We start from the raw sequence: 23808 nt of genomic DNA, 5'->3' as shown, positions 1-23808 counted from the left end.
CTTACAATATTATTTTACTGAATTCACAGTATGATGAGCGAATCATTGGCGCATTTATGCCATCATCGTTCCCGCTGTCCGCAATATCTTTTATCCGCCACGGCGGATAAAAGGATATTTGCTCCCATCGGGGCTAATTAGCCTGCAATAGTGAATTCTTGGAATCAATTGGAATCAAGATATCGAACTAAACCTGTTAGGTTTAAAATCGGAATTATAATTAAAAAAAGCTTAGTGTCTTAGCGTCTTCGTGGCAAAAGGCAAATAACATGGCAATAACAATTCAGGAAGCAATTAAAAAAAATATCCTAATCCTTGATGGAGCAATGGGAACAATGTTGCAGCGCTATAATTTCTCAGAAGAAGATTTCAGAGGAGAGCGTTTCAAAGATTTTCCGCATCCGTTAAAAGGAAACAATGATTTACTATCCATAACACAACCACAAGCAATTCGCGATGTTCACGCTGCTTATTTTGAAGCTGGTGCAGACATCGTAGAAACCAATACTTTTTCAGGAACTACGATCGGTATGGCCGATTATTTCCTGGAAGATTTGGTTTACGAATTGAACTATGAATCGGCTAAAATTGCCCGTGAAGTAGCAGATGAATTCACTGCTAAAAATCCGAACAAACCACGTTTCGTTGCCGGTTCAATCGGACCGACCAACAGAACGGCAAGTATGTCGCCAGATGTAAACGATCCAGGTTACAGAGCTGTAACTTTTGATGATTTGCGTATTGCTTACAAACAACAAGTTGAAGCCTTAATGGATGGCGGATGTGATTTGCTTTTGGTGGAAACTATCTTCGATACTTTAAATGCTAAAGCAGCACTTTTCGCGATCGAAGAAGTAAAAGACGAACGTAATCTTGATATTCCAATCATGGTTTCAGGAACGATTACCGATGCTTCTGGAAGAACACTTTCCGGGCAAACAGTTGAAGCGTTTTTGATTTCAGTATCACATATTCCGTTATTAAGTGTAGGATTTAATTGTGCTCTTGGAGCCGATTTATTGAAACCGTATTTGAAAACATTATCACAGCATACACAGTTCAATGTTTCGGCACACCCAAATGCAGGTTTGCCAAACGCATTCGGACAATATGATGAAACGCCAGAACAAACTCAGGCCTTAATCAAAGAATATTTAGACGATAATTTAATTAACATAATTGGTGGTTGTTGCGGAACAACTCCAGATCATATTCGATTAATTGCTGAGGTTGCGAAAGATTATAAGCCACGTGTGGCGCCGGTATTGGTTTAAGAAATGCTAGAAGAAAAAGAAGAGATTAATGAAAAGCCTAAATGGATATGGTCAGTTGTGCTTTTGACGATAGTCATTTTATTTATCCTTTTTGTCTCTAATAACGCTAATAAATATCAAAGGTATAAAGAGACATTCAAAGGCGAAACCATTGGATTTACAACTAGAATTGAACACGCAAATAAAACCTCTTCTTTGAAATATTACTTTTATTCAGATAAGAAAGTTTTATCTGAAGTTTCTACGAGAGGATATGAAGGTGATGAATATGAATTAATAAATAAGTTTTACAAAGTAAAATATGATTTGAATAACCCTGAAAAAGGGCATTATATTATTTTAGAAGAGGAATTAAGTCCCGATTCACTCACACTAGTTAAAGCAGGTTTTACTAAAACAAAATATTATATATATGATGCAGGAGTTACTTGTAAATATATAGAAAAGTCAAAATGGAAATAACCAATCAATGGTTTCCATAAGATTGATAAAGAGAACTAAGTAAAAGTTCCAGAGGAACGAAATGTTGGTAGCAACGGAATTTATTCCGTTGATGATGAGAAAAGATACAAAAATAAAGTTCCATAGGAACGACAGATTGGTAGCAAAAAAAATATTTCAACAACGATAATTGAAATCGTGAAAAATATAAATCGTTTTTTGAAACTGATACCGCGTGAGGGATAGAAGTGAAAAGCCCACAGACCAATGGAGTGATAACGGAATTGGTCGAGGACTTGTAACGTAACGGATAGCCCGGTTCGCCGCGGCGAAACACGCCCAAAATAAGATTATTTAAAAACGAATATACCTACAAGGTTTCGAAAACCTTGCAGGAAAACACAAGAATAAAAAAACTCAGAACCTTAGAATCTTAGGGCCTTAGTAACTTAGAAAAAATGGCAGAAAAAAGAAGAGACCTTGTATTAGCAGGATTAGAACCGTTGATTATTACGCCCGAAAGTGTTTTTGTAAACGTTGGGGAACGTACGAATGTAACGGGTTCGCGAAAATTCCTTCGCTTAATCAAGGAAGAGAAATATGACGAGGCGCTTGATATTGCAAGACAACAAGTAGAAGGTGGAGCACAAATCATCGATATTAATATGGATGAAGGAATGCTTGATGGTGTTCAGGCAATGACAAAATTTTTGAATTTAATTGCATCAGAACCGGATATTTCGAGAGTGCCGATTATGATCGACAGCTCGAAATGGGAAATCATCGAAGCAGGTCTTAAAGTAGTACAAGGAAAAAGCGTTGTCAACTCCATTTCGTTGAAAGAAGGCGAAGAAGCCTTTATTCATCACGCCAAATTAATCAAACGTTACGGAGCGGCGGCGATCATTATGGCTTTTGACGAAGTAGGGCAGGCAGATAATTTTGATCGACGAGTTGAAATTTGTCAGCGTTCGTATGATATTTTGGTTAATAAAGTTGGTTTCCCTCCACAGGATATTATTTTCGATTTGAATATTTTCCCCGTTGCAACCGGAATGGAAGAACATCGCTTAAACGCGTTGGACTTTTTTAGAGGTACAAAATGGGTTCGCGAAAACTTGCCTCACGCGCATATTAGTGGTGGAGTGAGTAACGTTTCGTTTTCTTTTAGAGGAAATGATACGGTTCGTGAAGCTATGCACTCGGTGTTTTTATACCACGCAATTCAGAACGGAATGACAATGGGAATCGTGAATCCGGAAATGCTTTCGATTTATGACGATATCCCAAAAGACTTATTAGAACACGTTGAAGACGTAATCCTGAACAGACGCGACGACGCGACAGAGCGACTTTTAGATTTTGCTGAAAACGTAAAAGGCGAAGTAAAATCAGATGAAAAAGCGATTCAGGAATGGCGTTTAGGAACCGTTCAGGAACGTATTACGCATTCATTAGTAAAGGGAGTTGATGCTTTTATAGAAATTGATGTTGAAGAAGCTCGTTTAGCGGCTGTAAAACCAATCGAAGTAATCGAAATCAATTTGATGACCGGAATGAATGTCGTTGGAGATTTATTCGGAAGTGGAAAAATGTTCCTGCCACAGGTGGTAAAATCAGCTCGTGTAATGAAAAAAGCGGTTGCGTATTTATTGCCATATATTGAAGCAAGCAAACAAGCCGGAGACAAACAAGGAAATGGAAAAATCCTGATGGCAACTGTAAAAGGAGACGTTCACGATATTGGTAAAAATATCGTTTCAGTCGTTTTGGCCTGTAACAATTACGAGATTGTAGATCTTGGCGTTATGGTGCCTCCGGAAAAAATTATTGCAGCTGCGATTGAACACAATGTAGACATTATCGGTTTAAGTGGACTAATCACGCCTTCGCTTGACGAAATGGTTTATTTGGCCAAAGAATTAGACAAACAAGGAATTAAAATACCGATTATGATTGGTGGAGCAACGACTTCGCGTGCACATACCGCCGTGAAAATCGCTCCGCAATATAGAGAAACTGTAATTCACGTAAACGATGCTTCGAGAGCGGTTACGGTTGCAGGAAATTTATTAGATCATAACCGTAAGATATATGCAAGCGATATTCGTGCAGAGTACGATGCGTTTAGAGAAACGTTTTTAAATCGATCAAGAGATAAAAACTTCCTGACGATTGAACAAGCGCGTAAAAACAAATTACAATTGGACTGGGATGAATATACGCCAACCAAACCAAAAGTAATTGGAGCACAAACTATTGAAGTTGATCTGGATGTTTTGGTTCCATATATCGACTGGACGCCGTTTTTTAGAACATGGGAATTGTTCGGAAAATATCCGGCGATTTTGACCGATGAGGTTGTGGGAGAACAGGCAACTTCTGTTTTTGCCGATGCTCAGGAAATGTTGAAAGTGATTTTGGCAGAGAAAAAATTAACGGCAAAAGGTATTTACGGTATTTTCCCTGCCAATCAGGTTGATGATGATGATATAGAATTGCGTGATGAAAACGGAAAAGTTCTGGAGAAATTCTTAACGCTTCGTCAGCAGTCACAAAAAACAAAAGGCGCTCCGAACATTGCCTTGTCTGATTTTATTTTACCAAAAGACAGTGGAATTACAGATTATATCGGAGCATTTTGTGTAACAACAGGTTTTGGTGTTGATGAATGGGCAGCCGAATTCGAAAAAGATTTAGACGATTATAATTCGATTATGGTTAAAGCATTAGCCGATCGTTTTGCTGAGGCTTTCGCCGAATATTTACACGAAAAAGTACGTCAGGATTTTTGGGGTTATGATGCCGAAGAATCACTTTCGACAGAAGACTTAATCGAAGAAAATTATAAAGGAATTCGTCCAGCGCCAGGATACCCGGCTTGTCCGGATCACCTGGAGAAACCAACGATTTGGAAACTCTTAAATGTAGCTGAAGAAATTGGAGTAACGCTGACGGAAAGTATGGCAATGTGGCCTGCATCATCCGTTTCCGGATATTACTTCGGAAATCCGAAAAGTAAATATTTTGGACTCGGAAAAATAAAAGAAGATCAGGTGATAGACTACGCTAAACGTCGTAATGTCTCCACTGAATACGCAAGCAAATGGTTAAACCCTAATATAGCAGACTAAAAATAGTTTCAGGTTTATTTAGTTTCAAGTTTCAGGTTCTCTAAAGCAACTTGGAACCTGAAACTTGAAACAAAAGAAGATTATTTGATTATGTTTTTTGATTCAGATTTTTTACACAAACAACTCAAAACTCATAATTCATAACTCATAACTTAAATAATGAAAGTAACAGAACATATAGAAAACGCCAAAGGAAATACCTTATTCTCATTTGAACTTATTCCGCCTCAAAAAGGGAAAAGTATTCAGGAATTATACGATAATATCGATCCGTTGATGGAGTTTAAACCACCGTTTATTGATGTAACGACTTCGCGGGAAGAGTACATTTATATTGACAAAGGAAACGGTCTTTTAGATAAAAAATTGACTCGTATGCGTCCGGGAACGCTTGGGATCTGCGCTTCTATAAAACATAAATACAATGTAGATACTGTACCGCATTTGCTTTGTGGTGGTTTTACACAGGAAGAAACAGAATATATGCTCGTAGATTGTCAATATTTGGGAATCAATAATGTAATGGCACTTCGTGGAGATGCCATGAAAGACGAACAGTCTTTTGTTCCTAAAGTGGGAGGGAATAGTTTTGCTATAGATTTAGTTCGTCAAATCAATAATTTGAATTGCGGAAAATATCTGCATGAAGTAATGGATATCGACAACAAAGCTGATTTTTGTATTGGCGTTGCAGGTTATCCGGAGAAACATTTAGAATCTCCATCTTTACAATCTGACTTAAAGAGATTAAAAGAAAAAGTAGATGCAGGTGCTGATTATGTAGTAACACAAATGTTTTTTGATAATGCTAAATATTTTGAATTTGTTGCAAAAGCAAGAGAAATAGGGATTACAATTCCGATTATTCCTGGAATTAAGCCAATTGCTGTTCAAAGGCATTTACAGATTTTGCCGCAGATTTTCAGAATCGATTTACCAGAAGATTTAATCGATGCTGTTGATAAATGTAAAAATAATGCTGAAATCAAACAAGTCGGAATCGAGTGGGCGATTCAGCAATCTCTTGAATTAAAAGCGGCTGGAGTTCCGGTTTTGCATTATTATTCAATGGGGAAATCTGAGAATATTCGCCAGATTGCGAGTCAGATTTTTTAAAGATAAACACTGAACTTTGTCAAAGTTTTAAACTTTGACAAAGTTGTTCCAGTACAGTTTTCATTCCTTGGAATGAAATGAAAGCTTGGAATTTGGATTTTTTTTAATTTGGAATTTAATTTTAAACATTATGGAAAAAGAAGAATTACAAGCAATCGCCTCTCAGTTAAAACATCCAACAGGAGAAAAAGGGATAGAAATGGCCAACATGATGCATGAAACCAACATCAACATGACGCGTCATTCTGTTCAGAATCTAAATATAAAAGCCGGAAGTTCTATTTTAGAATTAGGTCACGGAAATGCGCGACATGTAGAATTTATATTCGAACAAGGAGAGAACCTGAAATACTATGGACTCGAAATGTCTGAATTAATGTTTCATGAAGCACGCCAGATCAACAGAAATTTTGTCTCTCAAAAACAAGCTTTCTTTTCGCTTTACGACGGAAATATAATTCCGTTTGAAGATGCCTTTTTTGATAAAATATTCACTGTAAACACCATTTATTTTTGGAGGGAGCCAGAAAAATTGCTTTCAGAAATATACAGGGTTTTAAAACCAGGTGGAGTTTTCTGTATCACTTTTGCAGAAGAAAGTTTCATGAAACAGCTTCCATTTACCAAATTCGAGTTTAAACTTTACAGCACTGAAAAAGTGGAGCAATTAGTGCAGAAAACGCTGTTCAAAATCTTATACAAAGAGACTTTAACCGAAAAAGTAAAAACGAGAACAGGAGAATTGGTTGATCGGGACTTTACTACGATTGTTTTAGAGAAATAGTTTTTGAACTCTTTTTTTGAGTAATTTAATTGATTTTTATTTCAGGTTTCCATTTCAGCAAATCCTAATACTTTAAAAAATTATGGACGTTAAAAAAATCAATTTTCTGCAAAGCTACAGCAGTATTTTATTACTCCTTGGCGGAATTATACTCGGCAGTATTTTAGGGTTGTTTTATGGTAAAGATGTCCTGGTTATAAAACCACTCGGTGATATTTTTCTAAACTTGCTTTTTACAGCTATTATTCCACTTATATTTTTCACAATTGCTTCTTCTATTGCCAATTTAGAGCGAACTGAAAAACTAGGTAAACTGTTTGTAATTATGATTGTCGTTTTTCTTACAACAATACTAATTTCTGCTATCGTAATGATTTTGGCTGTTTATCTTTTTCCAATTCATCAAAATATCATCATTTCTAAAGTTCCAGTCGAAAATATAAAATCCGGGAGTATTGGAGATCAAATCGCGCAATTGTTGACCGTAAATGATTTCTTCGAATTACTGTCCCGAAAAAGTATGCTCGCATTAATTATATTTTCTTTTTTAATTGGGTTTGCAAGCTTGCAATCAGGAGAAAAAGGAAGTGCTTTCAGAAGTTTTTTGGATTCAGGAAATGAAGTGATGAAGCAGCTTTTGAACATGATTATGAAATTAGCGCCAATTGGTTTGGGAGCTTATTTTGCCTATCAGGTTGGAGTTTTTGGACCGCAGTTATTTGGAGTTTATGCCAAACCTTTGGGTGTTTATTATGGAGCTTGCATTTTTTACTTCTTTGTATTTTTTAGTTTGTATGCTTTTGTTGCAGGTGGAAAAAGAGCTTTTCTTGTATTTTGGAGCAATAATATTACGCCAGCTTTAACCGCAGTCGGAACTTGCAGTAGTATCGCAACGATTCCTGCAAATTTGGAAGCGGCCGAAAAGATGAACATACCAAAACATGTTCGAAATCTCGTTATTCCACTTGGAGCGCCTTTGCATAAAGACGGTTCAAGCATGTCTTCCATTTTAAAAATAACGGTTCTTTTTGCCATGTTTGGGAAAGATTTTACGGAGCCATCAACCATACTTTTAGCTTTAGGAATTACAGTGATTGTTTCCATTGTCGAAGGCGGAATTCCGAATGGTGGTTATATAGGAGAAGTTTTGGCAATAACCGTTTACGGATTGCCAATGGAACAAGCTTTGCCCGTCGCTATGATTTTAGGAACATTGGTTGATCCAATTGCAACATTATTAAACGTAAATGGCGATTTGATTTGTTCGATGGTGATTTCGCGGTTTTCCGAAAAAACAAAATGGTAAAAAATAAAATTTATAACTATTTCAAAATAATATAATGAATTCAGTCTTACAAAACGATCTCAACGATTTCGGAAATATTTTAGAAGAAGCAAAACAACAAGGAATAGATTTTCTAAACAACCTGGAAAATGTTGCAACTTCTAATAAAAAATCAATTGATTATAGCAGAGAATTAAACGAATTAGGTTTAGGCTCTTTGGCTACCCTCGCAGAATTTAATGAACGATTAGCACCTTTAATGGTTGCTTCGCCGGGACCAAGATATTGGGGGTTTGTTACGGGTGGTTCAACCCCTGCTTCAATTGTGGGTGATTGGCTGGCTTCGGTTTATGATCAAAATACTCAGGCTATAAAAGCACAAGGTGGTGCCTCGGCTTTAATTGAATTTGAAACTATCAATTTGCTGTTGCAGTTATTGAGTTTGCCAAATTCTTTTTTGGGAGGATTTGTAACCGGCGCAACAATGTCGAATTTTACTTGTTTAGGCGTAGCGAGACAATGGTTTGGGAATCAATTAGGAAAAGATTTTGCCAAAAGCGGAATTTCGGAAACTATAAATATTCTTACTGCCACACCACATTCTTCTTCAATAAAATCATTGGCAATGTTGGGGATTGGAAGTAATAATTTCACTACAATTAAAACTGTTGAAGGCAATCGTGAAGCTATTGATATTGCTGATTTGGAGAAAAATATTCAAAGTTTAAATGGAAAGCCTTTCATCTTAATTTCAAGTGCAGGAACTGTAAATACAGCCGATTTTGATGATTTCCAGACAATTTCAAAATTAAAAGAAAAGTATAAATTCTGGTGGCATATTGATGCTGCTTTTGGAGGATTTGCTGCAGTTTCGGATAAATTTAAGCATTTGGTTGAAGGCTGGGAAGGAGCAGACAGTATTACAATTGATTGTCATAAATGGCTGAATGTACCTTATGAAAGTGCTTTTTATTTGATTAAAAAAGAGCATACCAGTTTACAAATAGAAACTTTTCAGAATTCGAATGCGCCTTATTTAGGAAATCCGTTAGAGAATTTTAATTATTTGAATGTGTTGCCTGAAAATTCAAGGCGTTTAAGAGCGTTGCCGGTTTGGTTTTCATTATTAGCATACGGGAAAGAGGGTTTTTGCGATATTGTGGAGAATAGCACATCATTGGCGATGTATTTTGGTAATGCCTTAATTGAAAATGGAGATTTTGAATTGATGGCTCCCATACGTCTTAATAACGTTTGTTTCACCTTAAAGGGAAATCACAATCAGGAAAAAGTAAGCGAGTTTTTGACCCTTTTGAATGATAAAGGAAAAGTATTTATGACGCCAACGGTATATCAGAATCGTAAAGGAATCAGGGCCTCATTTGTAAATTGGCGTACAACAGAAAACGATATAAAAATAGTGATGGAAGAAATGAAAGCCACTATTTTGGATTTAGAAATTTAATTATTTTAATAAGAAAAAATAAAAGAGCCTGTTGAACAGACAGGCTCTTTAATAACATCAAAAAAAAACAAAAACAAGGATCTAAAAAACAAAAACCATTTTGACTTACTGTCTAACAATCAGTTGAAATGCTGAGTTATGTTGAGAATTACTATTGAAAGTATCAGTAGAATTAAAGAAGTCATTTGTGTATTATTTATATTTCACGAGGCAAATATAACACTATTTATATTAAGTCTAAATAAAAACAATGACAAATTTTGTAAAAAGATCTAACAATTTGAAAACGAGATAATAATAAATTACAAAAGGACATCATCTTAGAAAAGTATTTCCCTATACAATTCATTAAAACCCAGAATATTATTTTGACATGATAAACTTTCCAATTATAATGGGTATTACAAGCGGTGCGGCATTCCTTTTGGGGTTCTTACTGATTGCTTATGCTCGGAAAGTAAATGTAGTTGCAAATAGATTTTTAGGATTGTTTGTTACCACAGTGGGTTTTGCAATGCTCGAAATACCGTTGTTTTATAAAAGCTTTCATCTAAGCCATCCAAATCTGTTTGAAATGATAGGGTTATCCCGGTTTCTTTCTGCACCATTTCTTTATATCAGTATTTTACATTTTACTTCGATCCGTAAAAAACTCAAGCCTAAAAATTTATGGCATTTTTACCTTTTATATTATTTTTCATCTTCAGAATTCCATTTTTTGTCACTGGAAAAAATATTGAATTTGATGAGGAAGAAAGAAAAATAGTTTTTTTTATTTTGAGGACAGCATTGCCATTACAGATACTAATTTATTGGGTTTTATCTTTTGCAACACTCCAAAAACATTTAAAAAGCATAAAACAATTTTCATCCTCTATTGAAAAAAATAATTTACTGTGGCTAGAATATTTTCTCTTGATTTTGTTAGTTATTGTATTTGCGTGGTTTAATCTAATGTTTTTCGGCTTAAAAAATCTAATTGATCTGACACCATTTCTGTATTTGTCTAGCGTTTTTTTTCTGGCGTTTTTTTCATTGCAGCAACGGGAGATTTTTGACTTTAATCAAAGTGAATTAAATGAACTTTCATCTATCAAAATAGATAAAAAAGAAAACTCGAAAAGGGTTTCAGAAAGCCGGCTGAGTGAATTAAATGAAAAATTAAAAACACTCCTACACTCAGAAAAATTATATCTGGACAATGATTTAAGTCTGCCTAAATTGGCTAAAAAATTAGAAGCAACCAGCAACGAAACTTCGTTTTTAATCAACGAATTGTATCAGGAGAATTTCTATAATTTTATAAATAAACATCGTATCGAAGAGGCAAAAATGTTATTGTTGTCTGAAAAATACAGTCAATTAAACATATTAGGAATTGCTTATGAATCGGGTTTTAATTCGAAAACAACTTTTAATACTACATTCAAAAAATATGTTGGTATGTCTCCAACAGAATTTGTAAAATCTAATATTACATTGATTAAAAAAGAAGCTTAAAATCTGTTCGAAAGGGTACATCGGAACATTTGGTTTTTGATTAATATTCAAATTTGCTGGATATTAACTCAAAAATAAAAAACCATGTTAGAACAATCTTTGAAAATTTCGAATTCAATTCTAAAAAAAATTAGCGCTTCTTTAATTCTCGGCCTTGAGTTTTCAGCTTTGTTATTATTGCTTGGAAATGGAGGTAATATTCCCTGGCTGCCACCGGTTTTAGTTTTTTCGGGAGTTGGAGTTTCATTACTACTTTCAATTTTATTTCCGTTTGGGTGGCATTTTTTGGAACAAAAACAAAAAATAAATAGTACTAAAGTCTATGCCATTTTATATAGTGGTATTCGATATTGCATCGCTTTTAATATAGCCAGTTTTGGTTGGAAAAAGTTCTACGGACTTCAATTTATTGTTCCGTCAGAAATCTCCAATATGCCCATGAATCAGCAATCAGGAGAATGGTTAACCTGGTTTTATTTTGGATATTCACATGCTTTTGGAATTATAATAGCAGTAACTCAAATCATTGGGAGTTATTTGTTACTGTTTAGGAGAACATTGTTAATTGGATCAATACTATTGATCTCATTGTTGTTTAATCTGACTTTAATCAATATTTTTTATCACATGAATGCAGGTGCTTTGTTGCAGTCGATATTATTAACGATTGGTGTTTTATATCTGATTTTATTGGATTCAAAGAAATTGATTGATTTTTTCTTTAAATCAAAATCGAATTTACAATCAGTTGATGTCAATGGATTTTTTCCGAAAAACATGCTGCGACTTTCAGCTATAGTGCTATCGTTATTATTTACAATCTATCTGAAGAATTTAATGAAATAAAAAAAAGCTTGTTTAATACTTTAAACGAGCTTTTATATGTAAACTGAAAACTGCTACTGAAAACTACTTCGTAATTTCTCTAAAAACAGCCTCCAGGTTTTTATTCTTCTGGTTCAATTGTAAGGTTTTCAAACCATTTTCGTTGGCAAAATCAAAAATAGCCGGACGCATATCTTTATCCGCTACAAAAGTTAATTCCCAGATCATATCGTGAGTGTTTTTATATGAAGTAATATTTGGAAGCTTTGCTAAAAGTTGTTCTTCTACCTGATAATCAAATTCAACTTCGATAACTTGTTGTTTGTCTTCAGAAACTAAATGATCTAATTTTTTATCAGCAACGATTTGTCCTTTGTCAATAATAATGACACGATCACAAATGGCTTCCACTTCCTGCATGATATGTGTTGACAGAAAAACTGTTTTATCTTTCCCGACATTTTTAATCACATTTCGAATTTCCATTAACTGATTCGGATCCAGACCGGTAGTTGGTTCGTCCAAAATTAAAACATCCGGATTGTGTAATAAAGCATTGGCAAGTCCCACACGCTGGCGGTATCCTTTAGACAGCTGTGCAATTTTTTTATGACTTTCAGCTGACAGGCCTGTCAGTTGAATAACTTCTTCAATTCTTGATTTCGGAACTTTATAAACATCGGCATTAAAAGCCAAATACTCACGAACATACAAATCCAAATACAAAGGATTATGCTCCGGTAAATAGCCAATAGAACGCTGAACTGCTTTTGCGTTTGTCATGACATCATGACCATTTACAAGGGCTGCGCCAGAATCTGCAAGTAAATATGTAGTCAAAATTTTCATCAATGTAGATTTTCCGGCACCGTTTGGCCCTAAGAATCCTACGATCTCTCCTTTTTCAATTTTAAAAGAAATTTCATTTAAAGCTTTTTGCGCTCCGTAACTTTTTGATATACTGTTTACTTCTATCGACATGACTTTTTATTTGCTACAAAAGTAAACAGAAATAGTTTTGATTGCTAAAATTTGCTCTGTAAAGAATTTAATTTTTAGCCCAAACAACGGCATCGTTATTGTTAAAGGAATGCTAAAATAAAATAAATTTCAATTATGAAAAAAATTCTAGTGATGGCTGCATTGGCTATCTGCAGTTTTGCAAATGCTCAAAAAGGAACAATCTTAGTAGGTGGAAGTATTGGTTATTCTTCAGAAACAAGAACTCTTGGTAATAACGAAGTAAAAAACAATGAATTTGATTTTTCTCCGAAGGTAGGTTACCAGTTTCATGAAAATTGGACTGTTGGAGGTGAAGCTTCTTTTGGTTCTTCTAAAACCGAACAAGGAACAAACGAAGACAGATTTAATACTACGAAATTAGGTGCATTTTTACGTTACACAATGCCATTGAATCCAACTTTTTCATTCTTTGCTGAATTAGGATTAGGCTATCAAAGTGAAAAAGACAAAACGTATGCAGGACCAATTACTACAACTGCGAAAGGTGACGGTATGTATGTTGGTGTAACACCAGCTCTTTTTATCAATATGAAAAAAGGTTTTGGTCTAAACTTTAATATTGGAGGTTTAAGCTATGGCACAATAAACTACGAAAACAACGGTCCAGAATATAAAAACTTCGATTTTAATTTTGGTAAAACATTTAATATTGGGGTTTCTAAAAATTTCTAATCTTAGATTATATATTCAATTTTGAAAAAGCATCCGCCGCCGCGGATGCTTTTTTGTTTTTTGCCTGAAATCTTATGAAAATAAAACATTCTTATTTAGCCCCGATAGAAGCGATATCCTTTTTCTGTCCGCCGCGGCGGACAGAAAAAGATATAGCGGATAGCGGGACTGAACGTGTTTTGGAAACGAAAATTTCTGCTTCAAAAAATTAAAATAAGATCTTTCTAATTGAAAATAAAAATGCCAACAAAAATGAAATCGAAACTAAATCATAACTACAAGAATTTTCGATTCCACTTGTTGGCACTAAAAAACAAAAATATATTCAAATGAAATTATACGGTTGCGCCGTTTTCAACGGCAGCTCTCATTTCCTGAGCGGCAGCAACCATTTCGATTAAAGCTTTTTTAGTTTCATCCCAATGACGTGTTTTTAAACCACAATCCGGATTTACCCATAATTGATCTATCGGAATTACAGCCGAAGCTTTTTCCAGCAAACGAACCATTTCAGCACTTGAAGGCACACGTGGCGAGTGAATATCATAAACTCCAGGTCCAATTTCGTTTGGATATTTAAAGTTGGCAAAAGCATCTAAAAGTTCCATTTGAGAACGTGAACATTCAATTGTGATAACATCGGCATCCATATCAGCGATATTCTGAATGATGTCGTTAAATTCACTGTAACACATATGTGTGTGAATTTGCGTGTCGTCCTGAACACCGCTTGCAGAAATTCGGAACGCTTTTACAGCCCAATCTAAATAATTTGCCCATTCTTCTTTCTCAACGGCAAACCTTCGCGAATCGCAGGCTCATCAATTTGAATAATTTTGATTCCGGCTTTTTCTAAGTCTACAACTTCATCACGAATTGCCAATGCAATTTGCGTACAAGTTTCAGAACGTGGCTGATCGTTTCGAACAAACGACCATTGTAAGATAGTTACCGGACCAGTCAACATTCCTTTTACCCATTTTGGAGTCAAAGATTGTGCGTATTTTGACCATTTTACCGTCATTGGATTTGGTCTTGAAACGTCGCCATAAATAACCGGAGGTTTCACGCAACGACTTCCGTAACTCTGAACCCAGCCATTTTTAGTAAATGTAAATCCAGACAATTGTTCGCCAAAATATTCAACCATATCATTACGCTCAAATTCTCCGTGAACCAAAACATCAATTCCGGTTTCTTCCTGAAAACGGATTGTCGCTTCGGTTTCTTTTTCGATTAAATCGTTGTATTGTTCTGTAGTTAATTCACCTTTTTTAAATTTTGCTCTCCAGCTTCTCACTTCAGCTGTTTGAGGGAAAGAACCAATTGTGGTTGTTGGGAATAAAGGCAAATCTAAAGCCTCAATCTGGCTTTTTCTTCTTGTTGCAAAAGTGCTTTTACGTTTGTCATCAGATGCTGTAATTCCGGCAACACGCGCTTTAACTTCGTTATTATGGATTAATTTTGAAGTTTTACGGTTATCATTTGCAATTACGTTTCTTTCAAAATCAATCGAATTTTTAACATCAATTTCGTTAGAAGCGAATTGTTTTAAAAGTATAATTTCGTTGATTTTTTGTTTAGCAAAAGCCAGCCATTGTTTGATTTCCGGCGTAAGCGTTTCATCATTTGTCTCTAAATCTAAATCGCACGGACTGTGAATTAAAGAACATGATGGACCAACGAGAATTCTGTTTTCTCCTAAAGTGCCAGTTGCTTTTTTAATTAATTCTAAAGACTTTTTGAAATCATTTTTCCAGATATTTCTTCCGTCAACAACTCCCAAAGAAAGATTTGCATTTGAAGCCAATTTTCCGGACTCTAAAATGTCATCTAATTGAGACGGACAACGTACTAAATCTAAATGGAAAGTATCAACCGGCAAAGCCAATGCAGTTGCCAAATTCTCTCCGAAACAATCAAAATAATTCGCTAAAATAATTTTAATTTTAGGAAAACGAATATTGATTTCATTGTAAACTTCTGTAAAAGTATTTCTTTCTTTATCCGTTAAATTTAAAGCTAAGAAAGGCTCGTCTAACTGAATATATTCCACATTTTCTGCTTGTAGCTTTTCGAAAATTTCGAAGTAAACCGGAAGCAATTTATCGATAAGATCAATTCGGTGAAAACCTTCTTCTTTTTCCTTTCCTAAAAGTAAGTAAGAGATTGGTCCGATTAAAACTGGTTTTGTGACAATTTTTAAAGCATTTGCTTCTTTGAATTCATTGATTATTTTTTCAGAAAACAATTCGAATTTTTGGTTCTTTGTGAATTCAGGAACAATGTAATGATAGTTGGTATCGAACCATTTTGTCATTTCCATCGCTACAACATCCTGTCCGTCTTTTTGCGCGCCTCTTGCCATGGCAAAATACAAATCGATAGCCGAATTTGTTTTAGCAAATTCCTGATAGCGTTGCGGAATTGCTCCAACAGTTAAAGTCAAATCCAGAACCTGATCGTAAAAAGAAAAATCGTTAGACGGGATCAAATCAACTCCGGCTTCTGATTGTAAATGCCAGTTTCTGCGACGAATGTCTTTTCCGGTTTCGATTAATTCTTCTACAGAAATTTTTCCTGCCCAATAGAGTTCAGAGGCTTTTTTTAGTTCTCTGTTGCTTCCAATTCTTGGATAACCTAAATTATTTGTTTTCATTTTTGATTCAGTATTTTTTACTGAACAAATTTATTGTATTAGATTTTAAAACTTATATTTGGTTATTATTTAAGTAAATAGTCTTTTAAAAATGGTTTTTTTAAGATTATAATACTGTGAAACTCTTTTTAAAGAACCTTTAGCCGTAAAAATTACTATGGAAAATTTAGATAAAACCGATTTATTGATATTGAAACACCTTCAGGAAAATTCAAATATCAACACAAAAGATCTTGCCAGTAAATTATTTCTTACTGTAACACCAGTTTATGAACGTATAAAAAGATTAGAAAGAGACGGATATATTACCAAATATGTTGCCTTGTTGGATAAAAACAAAATGAATCGCGGAATGACGGTTTTTTGTAATGTTAGATTAAAAGAGCACGCAAAAAATGTTGGGAGTAATTTTGTAAAAGATATTGTGGCACTTCCTGAAATTATCGAATGTTATAATATTGCCGGCGATTATGACTTTATGCTGAAAATTTTAGTCAAAGATATGACTAGTTATCAGGATTTTGTAATGAATAAATTGTCAACAATTGAAAACATAGGGAACACTAATAGTATTTTTGTAATGGGAGAAATTAAACATAGTACAGCATTGGAGTTTTAATAATAGTAATTTTTTTGCCACAGATTACACAGATTAAAATGATTTTTTTTATAATGTAGTGTAGATTTTTTTGCCACGAATTTCCCGAATTTTCACAAATCATTGTGCTTAAAATAATTGGTGAAAATTCGGGAAATTCGTGGCGAACAAAACATTTAATCTTTAAATCAAATTAAGCTGCGGCCTATTTTTATTCAATATTATCCTAAAATAAAATGTATTTTTGACGTTTAGATCCTAAATCTAAAATCAACAATCTGAAATCTAAAATAGAAAAATGAACTGGGAACAACTTTTATCACTAAAACGCCAAGGCGATACTAGCAAAAGATTACGTGTAGAACAAGACGACACGCGATTAGGTTTTGAAGTTGATTATGACAGAATTATTTTCTCCGCGGCATTTCGATCTTTACAGGATAAAACGCAGGTTATTCCACTTTCTAAAACAGATTTTGTGCATACCCGATTAACGCATAGTTTAGAAGTTTCGGTTGTTGGACGTTCTTTAGGACGTTTGGTAGGAAAAAAAATTATCGAAAAATATCCTTATTTAAAAGAAATTCATGGCTATCATATGAATGATTTTGGAGCAATTGTAGCTGCAGCTTCATTGGCTCATGATATTGGAAATCCACCTTTCGGACATTCGGGAGAAAAAGCAATTGGGGAATATTTTTCAATCGGAAATGGATTGAAATACAAAGATAAACTGACGGCTAAACAATGGCAGGATTTAATAGATTTTGAAGGAAATGCGAATGGTTTTTCGGTATTAACTGCAAGCCGCCCAGGAATTGAAGGAGGACTAAGGATTTCATACGCTACTTTAGGTGCTTTTATGAAATATCCGAAAGAAAGTCTTCCTAAAAAGCCAACAAACAATATTGCCGACAAAAAATATGGTTTCTTTCAAACGGATAAATTGTTTTTTGAAGAAGTTGCCCATGATATGGGAATGATTCCCAACAAATCTGATGGAGATATTGGTTTCGAAAGACATCCTTTAGCTTATTTGGTGGAAGCTGCAGATGATATTTGCTACACGATTATCGATTTTGAAGATGGAATAAACTTAGGGTTAGTATCAGAAGATTATGCTTTAGAATATCTAATTAAGTTAGTAAAAGATAATATTGGAGTTGCCAAATATAAATTGTTAGAAACCAAAGAAGACCGAATCAGTTATTTACGAGCTTTGGCAATTGGTGCTTTGATTAATGATGCTGTTGATGTTTTTGTGGAGAATGAAGAAGCAATTCTGGCTGGACAATTTCCTTTTGCTTTAACTGATAAAAGCAAATACAAAGCGCAAATGAATGATATTATTAACTTAAGTATTGAGAAAATTTATCAGAGCCGAGAAGTAATCGAAAAAGAAATTGTGGGTTACCAGATTATTCAAACTTTGCTGGATAAATTCATAACAGCATTCAATAATAAATATGACGGAACGGCTTCAAACTACGATAAACTGATTTTGAAAATGCTGCCGGAAAAACATCATTTAGACAAAGGTAATTTATATGAACGTCTGCTTCATATCTGTCATTATGTTTCGCTTTTAACGGATGGAAATGCGCTGGAATTGTTTGAAACAATTAACGGGAGAAAAAATAATTAAATAGAACCAATTAGGTTTAAATAAAAAAATCACCCTATAAAAACATCATTTTTATGCGGTGATTTTTTTATTCTCTTGCATTGAGAAATACTATTTTTGTTATTGAAAAGCATAAACCAAACCAACTCCTAAAACTTGTCTCAACTGGGCTCTTGGACCGTCATTTACTTGGGTTGTTGCTCCGGTAGTTGGATCAACAACATCCTTTTTAGTCTTAATATCATCATCATATACTAAATGTAAACCAATATTTGCTTTTACATATGCATTTACGACAAGATCTAAACGTGTATCATAATCAACATCGACGTTTCCGAATTTATTTAAATAATCGGTATAAAGGCTTAATCTGTTTTCGTAAAATATATTTTTATAAATTTCGCTTTTCATGTATCCGGTAAGCAAAATACCAAATTCGGCTTTTACCTTTTGTCCTTCTTCAACTAATATCTTAGCGGTAGGATCAAGAGGATCTGGTGCATAAACTGCTTTTTTAACACCAAAAGATCCCTGATTGGCCAGGTAGTCATCCAGTACTAAAGTCGTCTTTAAAGTAATTGGAGAGAAGTAAAATGTTCTGTTTTTCTTTTTGTTTGAATTTTCAGCTCCGGCTCCTAAAAAGATATAGGCTGGTGCAAAAGGTTTCGAAATGGCGATATCTCTGTTTGGATAATTATAACCATTCGAAAATTGTGTATTGAAATTAAATTTCGCCGAATAATACCAATTTGAGATAGTATCTTTTCTAAATCCGTAAGTGGAGTTAACAAGAAGTGCATCGTCAGTTTTTCTTAGTTCGGTACCGTCTTGTTTATTTAAACCGTATTTTACAATAAGTTCGTTTACCCATTTGTGATTTCCTTTAGCATAAGTTCTTCCAAATTCACCTTTAAATAAACCTGAAATAGAACTTGTTCCCCCGGCACTCCAGTTCACAAAAGCAATTTCTGAAATATCAAAACCCAATTGATTTTTTTTAGTCCAGTTAGAAGGCAGTTTTGGCAACTGATTAGGGTCTAAAGTGGTTTGGATAATTTGAGCAAAGTTATTTGAAGTATACAAAAGTAACAGCAACAAAAGAGTAGAACGCAATAATTTCATTAGGTTGGTTTTAATATTTTGGTTGTGCAAAATAATTATTTTGAATCGGTTGAAAAAAGATTTACCAAACTTTTAACGTCAATTTTACACAATTGTTGCAATTGATTCACGGTTCCATGCTCAATAAATACGTCAGGAATACCCAAAATTTGGATATCATTTTTGTAATTATTTGTCGCAGCAAACTCTAAAACAGCACTTCCAAATCCTCCATTTATTGTAGCTTCTTCGATAGTAATTATGCGGTTGAAATTAGAGAAAACAGAGTGTAAAACATTGTTGTCTAGTGGTTTAATAAAAGGGAAGTCATAGTGAGCAATCTCATTAGAATTTGAATATTCATTCAGTGCTTCAATAACATTATTGCCTATGCTTCCTGTTGATAAAACTGCAATTTTTGTGCCGCTTTTTAGGCAGTTTGCCTCGCCAATTTTAATTTTTTCATAATGTCCGAAATTTTCTACTTCCCACTTTGGCAGAACACCTCGACCACGCGGATATCGAATTGCGATTGGGTGATTTAGTCCTAATTGAGCGGTGTATAAAATGTTTTGGAGGGCAATTTCGTTGATTGGTGCATAGATAATCATATTCGGAATTGCTCTTAAATAAGCAATATCAAAAACGCCATGATGTGTTGCGCCGTCTTCACCAACCAAACCAGCTCTGTCTAAACAAAAAATAACGGGTAGATTTTGCAAAGCCACATCATGAATGACTTGGTCGTAAGCGCGCTGTAGAAATGTCGAATAGATATTGCAATATACAATCATGCCCTGAGTTGCCATTCCCGCGGCAAGCGTTACGGCATGTTGCTCTGCAATTCCCACATCAAAAGCACGTTCGGGAATTTCATCCATCATAAACTTTAAAGAGCTGCCTGATGGCATTGCAGGTGTTATTCCGATAATTTTATCATTCTTTTTGGCCAAATCTAAAATTGTTAAACCAAAAACATCCTGATATTTTGGAGGTAAATTTTCTTCTGATTTTAAAAGGAGTTCTCCAGTTGCAGCATCAAATTTTCCAGGGGCATGATATTTTACCTGATTTTCTTCAGCTTGCTGTAAACCTTTTCCTTTGGTAGTAACAATATGAAGGAATTTAGGTCCTTTTATATTTTTTAATCTGTTTAATTCTTTAATTAAAGCCGGAAGATCATGACCGTCAATTGGACCTGAATAATCGAAATTCAGGGACTTGATCATATTATTTTTCTTCGGATTTTTTCCTTCTTTTACAGCAGTAAGATATTTTTTAAGTGCACCAACGCTAGGGTCAATTCCGATAGCATTGTCATTCAGAATAACCAGTAAGTTAGCATCTGTTACGCCGGCATGATTTAGGCCTTCAAAAGCCATTCCGCTTGCAATTGAAGCGTCGCCAATAACTGCAATATGCTGTTTGTTGAAATCTCCTTTTAACTGGGAAGCAATTGCCATTCCCAAAGCGGCAGAAATGGAAGTTGAAGAATGTCCAACGCCAAAAGTATCGTAAATACTTTCGCTTCTTTTAGGGAAACCTGAAATGCCTCCAATTTGTCTGTTGGTATGAAAGTTTTCTCTTCTTTCGGTCAAAATTTTATGTCCGTACGCCTGATGTCCAACATCCCAAACTAATAAATCTTCGGGAGTATTAAAAACATAATGCAAAGCAATTGTCAATTCAACAACACCTAAACTGGCACCCAAATGCCCTTCTTTCACAGAAACAACATCAATTATAAATTGACGTAATTCCTGCGCAACTTCTGGAAGCTGTTCTTCTTTTAAAAGACGTAAATCGACAGGATTGAATATGTTGGAGAGTAAATTGCTTTTCATTGTAAGGTAAAAAGCAAATTTACGGTTTTAAATTTAATTTTATTGTGCGATCTATTGCAATACAATTGGTAAAGAATATTGTCTCTTAATTTTTTTTCCGTTTGATTCTCCCGGCTGCCATTTAGGGCATAAGCTTAAAACTCTGATAATTTCTTTTTCTAAAGGCTGTTCAATTGCTGGTTCGGATTGAAGATACGAAACAGAGCCATTTTTTTCTACTGCAAACGAAAGATTAATTTTAAGGTTTTTGTTATTTATATTTTCAGGCTTTTTAAATTCCTTTCCAAAATAATTATAGAATTGCTAAATTCCGCCTGGAAATTCTGCATTGGTTTCAGATACAACTTCTCCGGTGGGAGAAGCGTGAATTGCCACTTTTGCAGCGCTATTTCTCTTGTTTTCTGTTTTCTCAGATTTTAGATTATCATTTTCTTTTGGTTTTACAAACTTAACATGATCAACTTTTGGAGGCGGTGGTGGAGGCGGTACAAGGGTATCGTGTGAATTAGTGATTTTTGGATCACCAACAGAAATATGCTCTACTGGAACATCATCTTGAACAACTTCTACTTTATCAATTTTTTGCTTATTTCCGTTTTTGTCCTGACAGCTAAACAAGGTTGTTCCCATGGCAATAAACAAAGCCAATAAAAATGTTTTATGATAATTCATTTGTGCATACAAAATCCAACTCGGAATTTGAATTGTTAAAGTATCTAATTGAGATTTCTTAAATCTCCCACAGATATTCTGGTTTTGATTTTGGATGAAAAAATGCTGTACTTCATCCGGCAACATCGAAGTGAAATCGACAACGGTTTTTGAACAGCTCAGGCAATAACGGCCATTATCTTTTGGAGTCATTTTGTCCCAGTTTTCTGTGCAAGGATCAGGTATGGTTATTTTGTGTTTTATTTCCATTATTGAATTCTAATCGGTAAAATATAAGAAGATCGCACAACATGATTGTTTAATTTTCCGGGAAGCCAATTTGGAGCTGTCTTCAAAACTCTAATCGCTTCTTCTCCTATTTCTTTCGGAGTATTTTTAATTATGTTGAAATTACTTAAACTGCCATCTTGTTCTATAACAAAAATAATAAAAGCTCTGCCTCTAAATCCTTCTGCTGTTTTTGGAGTAATATAATTTTTGCTAAAAAAATCAAGAAATTTTTTCATTCCATTTTCTGGAACTGGTGCGACGTCTAAATCAGTTGAATTATAAATTATGTGATAATTAAAAGTCCCTTCTTCAATAGAAGTAGAGGGAACTACCGCTCCTTGTGTAATCATGCCGGTAAATTTTTCTTTTGTTTTTTGTTTTTTGGATTCGACCTCATGCCCATAACATGAAGAATGAACCTCATTTTCATCTTGATATTTCTCTGTATTATCAACAATCTCGATTTTATCAATTTTATTTTTATTTCCATCTTTATCCTGACAACTAAATAAAGTTGTTCCCATAGCAATAAACAAAGCCAATAAAAATATTTTATGATAATTTGTCTGTGTATATAAAACCTGACTTGGAATCTGAATAATTAAGCTTTCTAATTGCTCGTTTTTAAACCTTCCACAGATTTTATTGTTTTGATTTTGGATGAAAAAATGCTGAATTTCATCGGGTAACATCAAGGTGAAATCAACGACAGTTTTAGAACAACTCAGGCAAAAACGACCATTTTCATTTGGCGTCATTTTGTCCCAGTTTTCTGTACAAGTTTCGGGAATCGTTAATTTATATTTTCTTTCCATGTTTGAAATTTCAATATTTAAATGTAATAAAAAATAAATACGAAAATCCTTTTCAAAAAGGATGAGGCAATTAATTGTGTTAATCGCCTCAAAAAATCACCTTATTTGAGGCGATTAATTTTAATAAGTAATTAAGAAGAGAGAAAAATATTAGGTTTTATCAATGTTTTTTAAATCTTTAATTCAGGAATAATTATTTCAAAAATGTACTTTTGCAACTATGATAAATCCCTTCACAGACGAATACTTTATGAAAAAAGCTTTGCAGGAAGCTGAAATGGCCTTCGATAAAGGCGAAATTCCTGTTGGCGCTGTTATTGTAGTAGCCAATAAAGTAATTGCAAGCAGTCATAATTTAACGGAATTGTTGAACGATGTTACGGCTCATGCGGAAATGCAATCCATAACGGCTGCAGCAAATTTTCTTGGCGGAAAATATCTTAAAGATTGTACTTTATATGTGACTCTTGAGCCATGCCAAATGTGTGCAGGCGCTTTGTATTGGAGTCAGATTTCGAAAATTGTTTTTGGCGCTCGTGATGAGCAACGTGGTTTTATGGTCATGGGAACAAAATTACATCCTAAAACTACCGTCGTTTCTGGAGTTATGGCCAATGAAGCTGCCGATTTAATGAAACGATTTTTTATTGAAAGACGTAAATAAACACTTCCTTTTTTACTTCAAAAAAATAATTTCACTTAGCGA

General features: G+C 34.4%; 19 protein-coding genes and 1 pseudogene. 14 read left to right on the top strand and 6 right to left on the bottom strand.

Translation table 11 applies throughout. From position 1 onward, the window contains the following. The first annotated feature begins 269 nt into the window (after positions 1-269). From IHE43_RS00140 to IHE43_RS00095, 10 genes are all read left to right on the top strand, one after another. Positions 270-1274, top strand: a complete 1005-nt coding sequence (locus tag IHE43_RS00140; RefSeq protein ID WP_192186128.1) for a homocysteine S-methyltransferase family protein — start codon at positions 270-272, stop codon at positions 1272-1274. A 3-nt stretch (positions 1275-1277) separates the two neighbouring features. Then, positions 1278-1736 carry a hypothetical protein gene (locus IHE43_RS00135; protein WP_192186127.1) on the top strand — a complete coding sequence of 153 codons (459 nt, stop codon included), beginning with the start codon at positions 1278-1280 and terminating at the stop codon, positions 1734-1736. A 437-nt stretch (positions 1737-2173) separates the two neighbouring features. After that, the gene (gene metH / locus IHE43_RS00130) at positions 2174-4849 is read left to right on the top strand and encodes a methionine synthase (RefSeq protein ID WP_192186126.1); all 2676 of its coding nucleotides are present in this window, start codon (positions 2174-2176) and stop codon (positions 4847-4849) included. Between the two features lie 159 nt (positions 4850-5008). Next, positions 5009-5965: a methylenetetrahydrofolate reductase [NAD(P)H] gene (gene metF, locus IHE43_RS00125; protein WP_192186125.1), complete on the top strand. Its 957-nt coding sequence runs from the start codon at positions 5009-5011 to the stop codon at positions 5963-5965. Between the two features lie 130 nt (positions 5966-6095). Then, positions 6096-6749: a class I SAM-dependent methyltransferase gene (locus tag IHE43_RS00120; RefSeq protein WP_192186124.1), complete on the top strand. Its 654-nt coding sequence runs from the start codon at positions 6096-6098 to the stop codon at positions 6747-6749. Between the two features lie 82 nt (positions 6750-6831). Continuing rightward, complete coding sequence (locus IHE43_RS00115) at positions 6832-8055, top strand: dicarboxylate/amino acid:cation symporter (protein ID WP_192186123.1); 1224 nt, start codon at positions 6832-6834, stop codon at positions 8053-8055. A 34-nt stretch (positions 8056-8089) separates the two neighbouring features. Then, entirely contained in the window at positions 8090-9499 is a 1410-nt protein-coding gene (locus IHE43_RS00110) for a pyridoxal-dependent decarboxylase (RefSeq protein WP_192186122.1), read from the top strand. A 394-nt stretch (positions 9500-9893) separates the two neighbouring features. Beyond that, the gene (locus IHE43_RS00105) at positions 9894-10265 is read left to right on the top strand and encodes a hypothetical protein (RefSeq protein ID WP_192186121.1); all 372 of its coding nucleotides are present in this window, start codon (positions 9894-9896) and stop codon (positions 10263-10265) included. Between the two features lie 236 nt (positions 10266-10501). After that, positions 10502-10999 carry an AraC family transcriptional regulator gene (locus IHE43_RS00100; protein WP_192186120.1) on the top strand — a complete coding sequence of 166 codons (498 nt, stop codon included), beginning with the start codon at positions 10502-10504 and terminating at the stop codon, positions 10997-10999. Between the two features lie 84 nt (positions 11000-11083). Next, complete coding sequence (locus tag IHE43_RS00095; protein WP_192186119.1) at positions 11084-11845, top strand: hypothetical protein; 762 nt, start codon at positions 11084-11086, stop codon at positions 11843-11845. Positions 11846-11908: 63 nt separating this feature from the next. Here IHE43_RS00095 and gldA read toward each other — a convergent pair whose 3' ends face one another. Further along, positions 11909-12805, bottom strand: a complete 897-nt coding sequence (gene gldA / locus IHE43_RS00090; RefSeq protein ID WP_192186118.1) for a gliding motility-associated ABC transporter ATP-binding subunit GldA — start codon at positions 12803-12805, stop codon at positions 11909-11911. A gap of 135 nt (positions 12806-12940) precedes the next feature. Here gldA and IHE43_RS00085 point away from each other — a divergent pair, with 135 nt between their 5' ends. Then, on the top strand, positions 12941-13519 hold the full coding sequence (locus tag IHE43_RS00085) for an outer membrane beta-barrel protein (RefSeq protein ID WP_192186117.1): 579 nt from the start codon (positions 12941-12943) through the stop codon (positions 13517-13519). A 335-nt stretch (positions 13520-13854) separates the two neighbouring features. Here the strand turns inward: IHE43_RS00085 and metE are convergent. Continuing rightward, positions 13855-16178 (bottom strand): annotated as a pseudogene (gene metE, locus IHE43_RS00080) (5-methyltetrahydropteroyltriglutamate--homocysteine S-methyltransferase). Positions 16179-16335: 157 nt separating this feature from the next. On the opposite strand from metE, the gene IHE43_RS00075 reads away from it, so the two are divergent. Both IHE43_RS00075 and IHE43_RS00070 read left to right on the top strand, forming a co-directional pair. Further along, positions 16336-16797 (top strand): Lrp/AsnC family transcriptional regulator, encoded by a 462-nt coding sequence (locus IHE43_RS00075; protein WP_192186116.1) that lies wholly within the window; start codon positions 16336-16338, stop codon positions 16795-16797. A gap of 277 nt (positions 16798-17074) precedes the next feature. Continuing rightward, positions 17075-18421: a deoxyguanosinetriphosphate triphosphohydrolase gene (locus IHE43_RS00070; protein ID WP_192186115.1), complete on the top strand. Its 1347-nt coding sequence runs from the start codon at positions 17075-17077 to the stop codon at positions 18419-18421. Positions 18422-18520: 99 nt separating this feature from the next. Here IHE43_RS00070 and IHE43_RS00065 read toward each other — a convergent pair whose 3' ends face one another. From IHE43_RS00065 to IHE43_RS00050, 4 genes are all read right to left on the bottom strand, one after another. Further along, the gene (locus IHE43_RS00065) at positions 18521-19522 is read right to left on the bottom strand and encodes a DUF3078 domain-containing protein (protein ID WP_192186114.1); all 1002 of its coding nucleotides are present in this window, start codon (positions 19520-19522) and stop codon (positions 18521-18523) included. Positions 19523-19557: 35 nt separating this feature from the next. Further along, positions 19558-21345: a 1-deoxy-D-xylulose-5-phosphate synthase gene (locus IHE43_RS00060; protein ID WP_192186113.1), complete on the bottom strand. Its 1788-nt coding sequence runs from the start codon at positions 21343-21345 to the stop codon at positions 19558-19560. A gap of 303 nt (positions 21346-21648) precedes the next feature. Beyond that, positions 21649-22266 carry a hypothetical protein gene (locus IHE43_RS00055; protein WP_192186112.1) on the bottom strand — a complete coding sequence of 206 codons (618 nt, stop codon included), beginning with the start codon at positions 22264-22266 and terminating at the stop codon, positions 21649-21651. Further along, the gene (locus IHE43_RS00050; protein ID WP_192186111.1) at positions 22266-23102 is read right to left on the bottom strand and encodes an energy transducer TonB; all 837 of its coding nucleotides are present in this window, start codon (positions 23100-23102) and stop codon (positions 22266-22268) included. Before IHE43_RS00050 ends, IHE43_RS00055 begins: the two co-directional genes overlap by 1 nt. Before the next feature lie 220 nt (positions 23103-23322). On the opposite strand from IHE43_RS00050, the gene IHE43_RS00045 reads away from it, so the two are divergent. Continuing rightward, complete coding sequence (locus IHE43_RS00045) at positions 23323-23766, top strand: nucleoside deaminase (protein WP_192186110.1); 444 nt, start codon at positions 23323-23325, stop codon at positions 23764-23766. Positions 23767-23808: the final 42 nt, after the last annotated feature.

Source organism: Flavobacterium sp. MDT1-60 (assembly GCF_014844035.1).
In the GTDB taxonomy this organism is placed as follows: Bacteria; Bacteroidota; Bacteroidia; order Flavobacteriales; family Flavobacteriaceae; genus Flavobacterium.
The sequence above is the reverse complement of the archived record's forward strand: the minus strand, read 5'-3'. Positions and strand labels throughout refer to the sequence as shown.

Excerpts from the sequence above, each read along its gene's own strand:
- IHE43_RS00140 (WP_192186128.1), top strand. The coding sequence starts at position 270 with ATGGCAATAACAATTCAGGAAGCAATTAAAAAAAATATCCTAATCCTT.
- IHE43_RS00135 (WP_192186127.1), top strand. The coding sequence starts at position 1,278 with ATGCTAGAAGAAAAAGAAGAGATTAATGAAAAGCCTAAATGGATATGG.
- metH (WP_192186126.1), top strand. The coding sequence starts at position 2,174 with ATGGCAGAAAAAAGAAGAGACCTTGTATTAGCAGGATTAGAACCGTTG.
- metF (WP_192186125.1), top strand. The coding sequence starts at position 5,009 with ATGAAAGTAACAGAACATATAGAAAACGCCAAAGGAAATACCTTATTC.
- IHE43_RS00120 (WP_192186124.1), top strand. The coding sequence starts at position 6,096 with ATGGAAAAAGAAGAATTACAAGCAATCGCCTCTCAGTTAAAACATCCA.
- IHE43_RS00115 (WP_192186123.1), top strand. The coding sequence starts at position 6,832 with ATGGACGTTAAAAAAATCAATTTTCTGCAAAGCTACAGCAGTATTTTA.
- IHE43_RS00110 (WP_192186122.1), top strand. The coding sequence starts at position 8,090 with ATGAATTCAGTCTTACAAAACGATCTCAACGATTTCGGAAATATTTTA.
- IHE43_RS00105 (WP_192186121.1), top strand. The coding sequence starts at position 9,894 with ATGGGTATTACAAGCGGTGCGGCATTCCTTTTGGGGTTCTTACTGATT.
- IHE43_RS00095 (WP_192186119.1), top strand. The coding sequence starts at position 11,084 with ATGTTAGAACAATCTTTGAAAATTTCGAATTCAATTCTAAAAAAAATT.
- gldA (WP_192186118.1), bottom strand. The coding sequence starts at position 12,805 with ATGTCGATAGAAGTAAACAGTATATCAAAAAGTTACGGAGCGCAAAAA.
- IHE43_RS00085 (WP_192186117.1), top strand. The coding sequence starts at position 12,941 with ATGAAAAAAATTCTAGTGATGGCTGCATTGGCTATCTGCAGTTTTGCA.
- IHE43_RS00075 (WP_192186116.1), top strand. The coding sequence starts at position 16,336 with ATGGAAAATTTAGATAAAACCGATTTATTGATATTGAAACACCTTCAG.
- IHE43_RS00070 (WP_192186115.1), top strand. The coding sequence starts at position 17,075 with ATGAACTGGGAACAACTTTTATCACTAAAACGCCAAGGCGATACTAGC.
- IHE43_RS00065 (WP_192186114.1), bottom strand. The coding sequence starts at position 19,522 with ATGAAATTATTGCGTTCTACTCTTTTGTTGCTGTTACTTTTGTATACT.
- IHE43_RS00060 (WP_192186113.1), bottom strand. The coding sequence starts at position 21,345 with ATGAAAAGCAATTTACTCTCCAACATATTCAATCCTGTCGATTTACGT.
- IHE43_RS00055 (WP_192186112.1), bottom strand. The coding sequence starts at position 22,266 with ATGGAAATAAAACACAAAATAACCATACCTGATCCTTGCACAGAAAAC.
- IHE43_RS00050 (WP_192186111.1), bottom strand. The coding sequence starts at position 23,102 with ATGGAAAGAAAATATAAATTAACGATTCCCGAAACTTGTACAGAAAAC.
- IHE43_RS00045 (WP_192186110.1), top strand. The coding sequence starts at position 23,323 with ATGATAAATCCCTTCACAGACGAATACTTTATGAAAAAAGCTTTGCAG.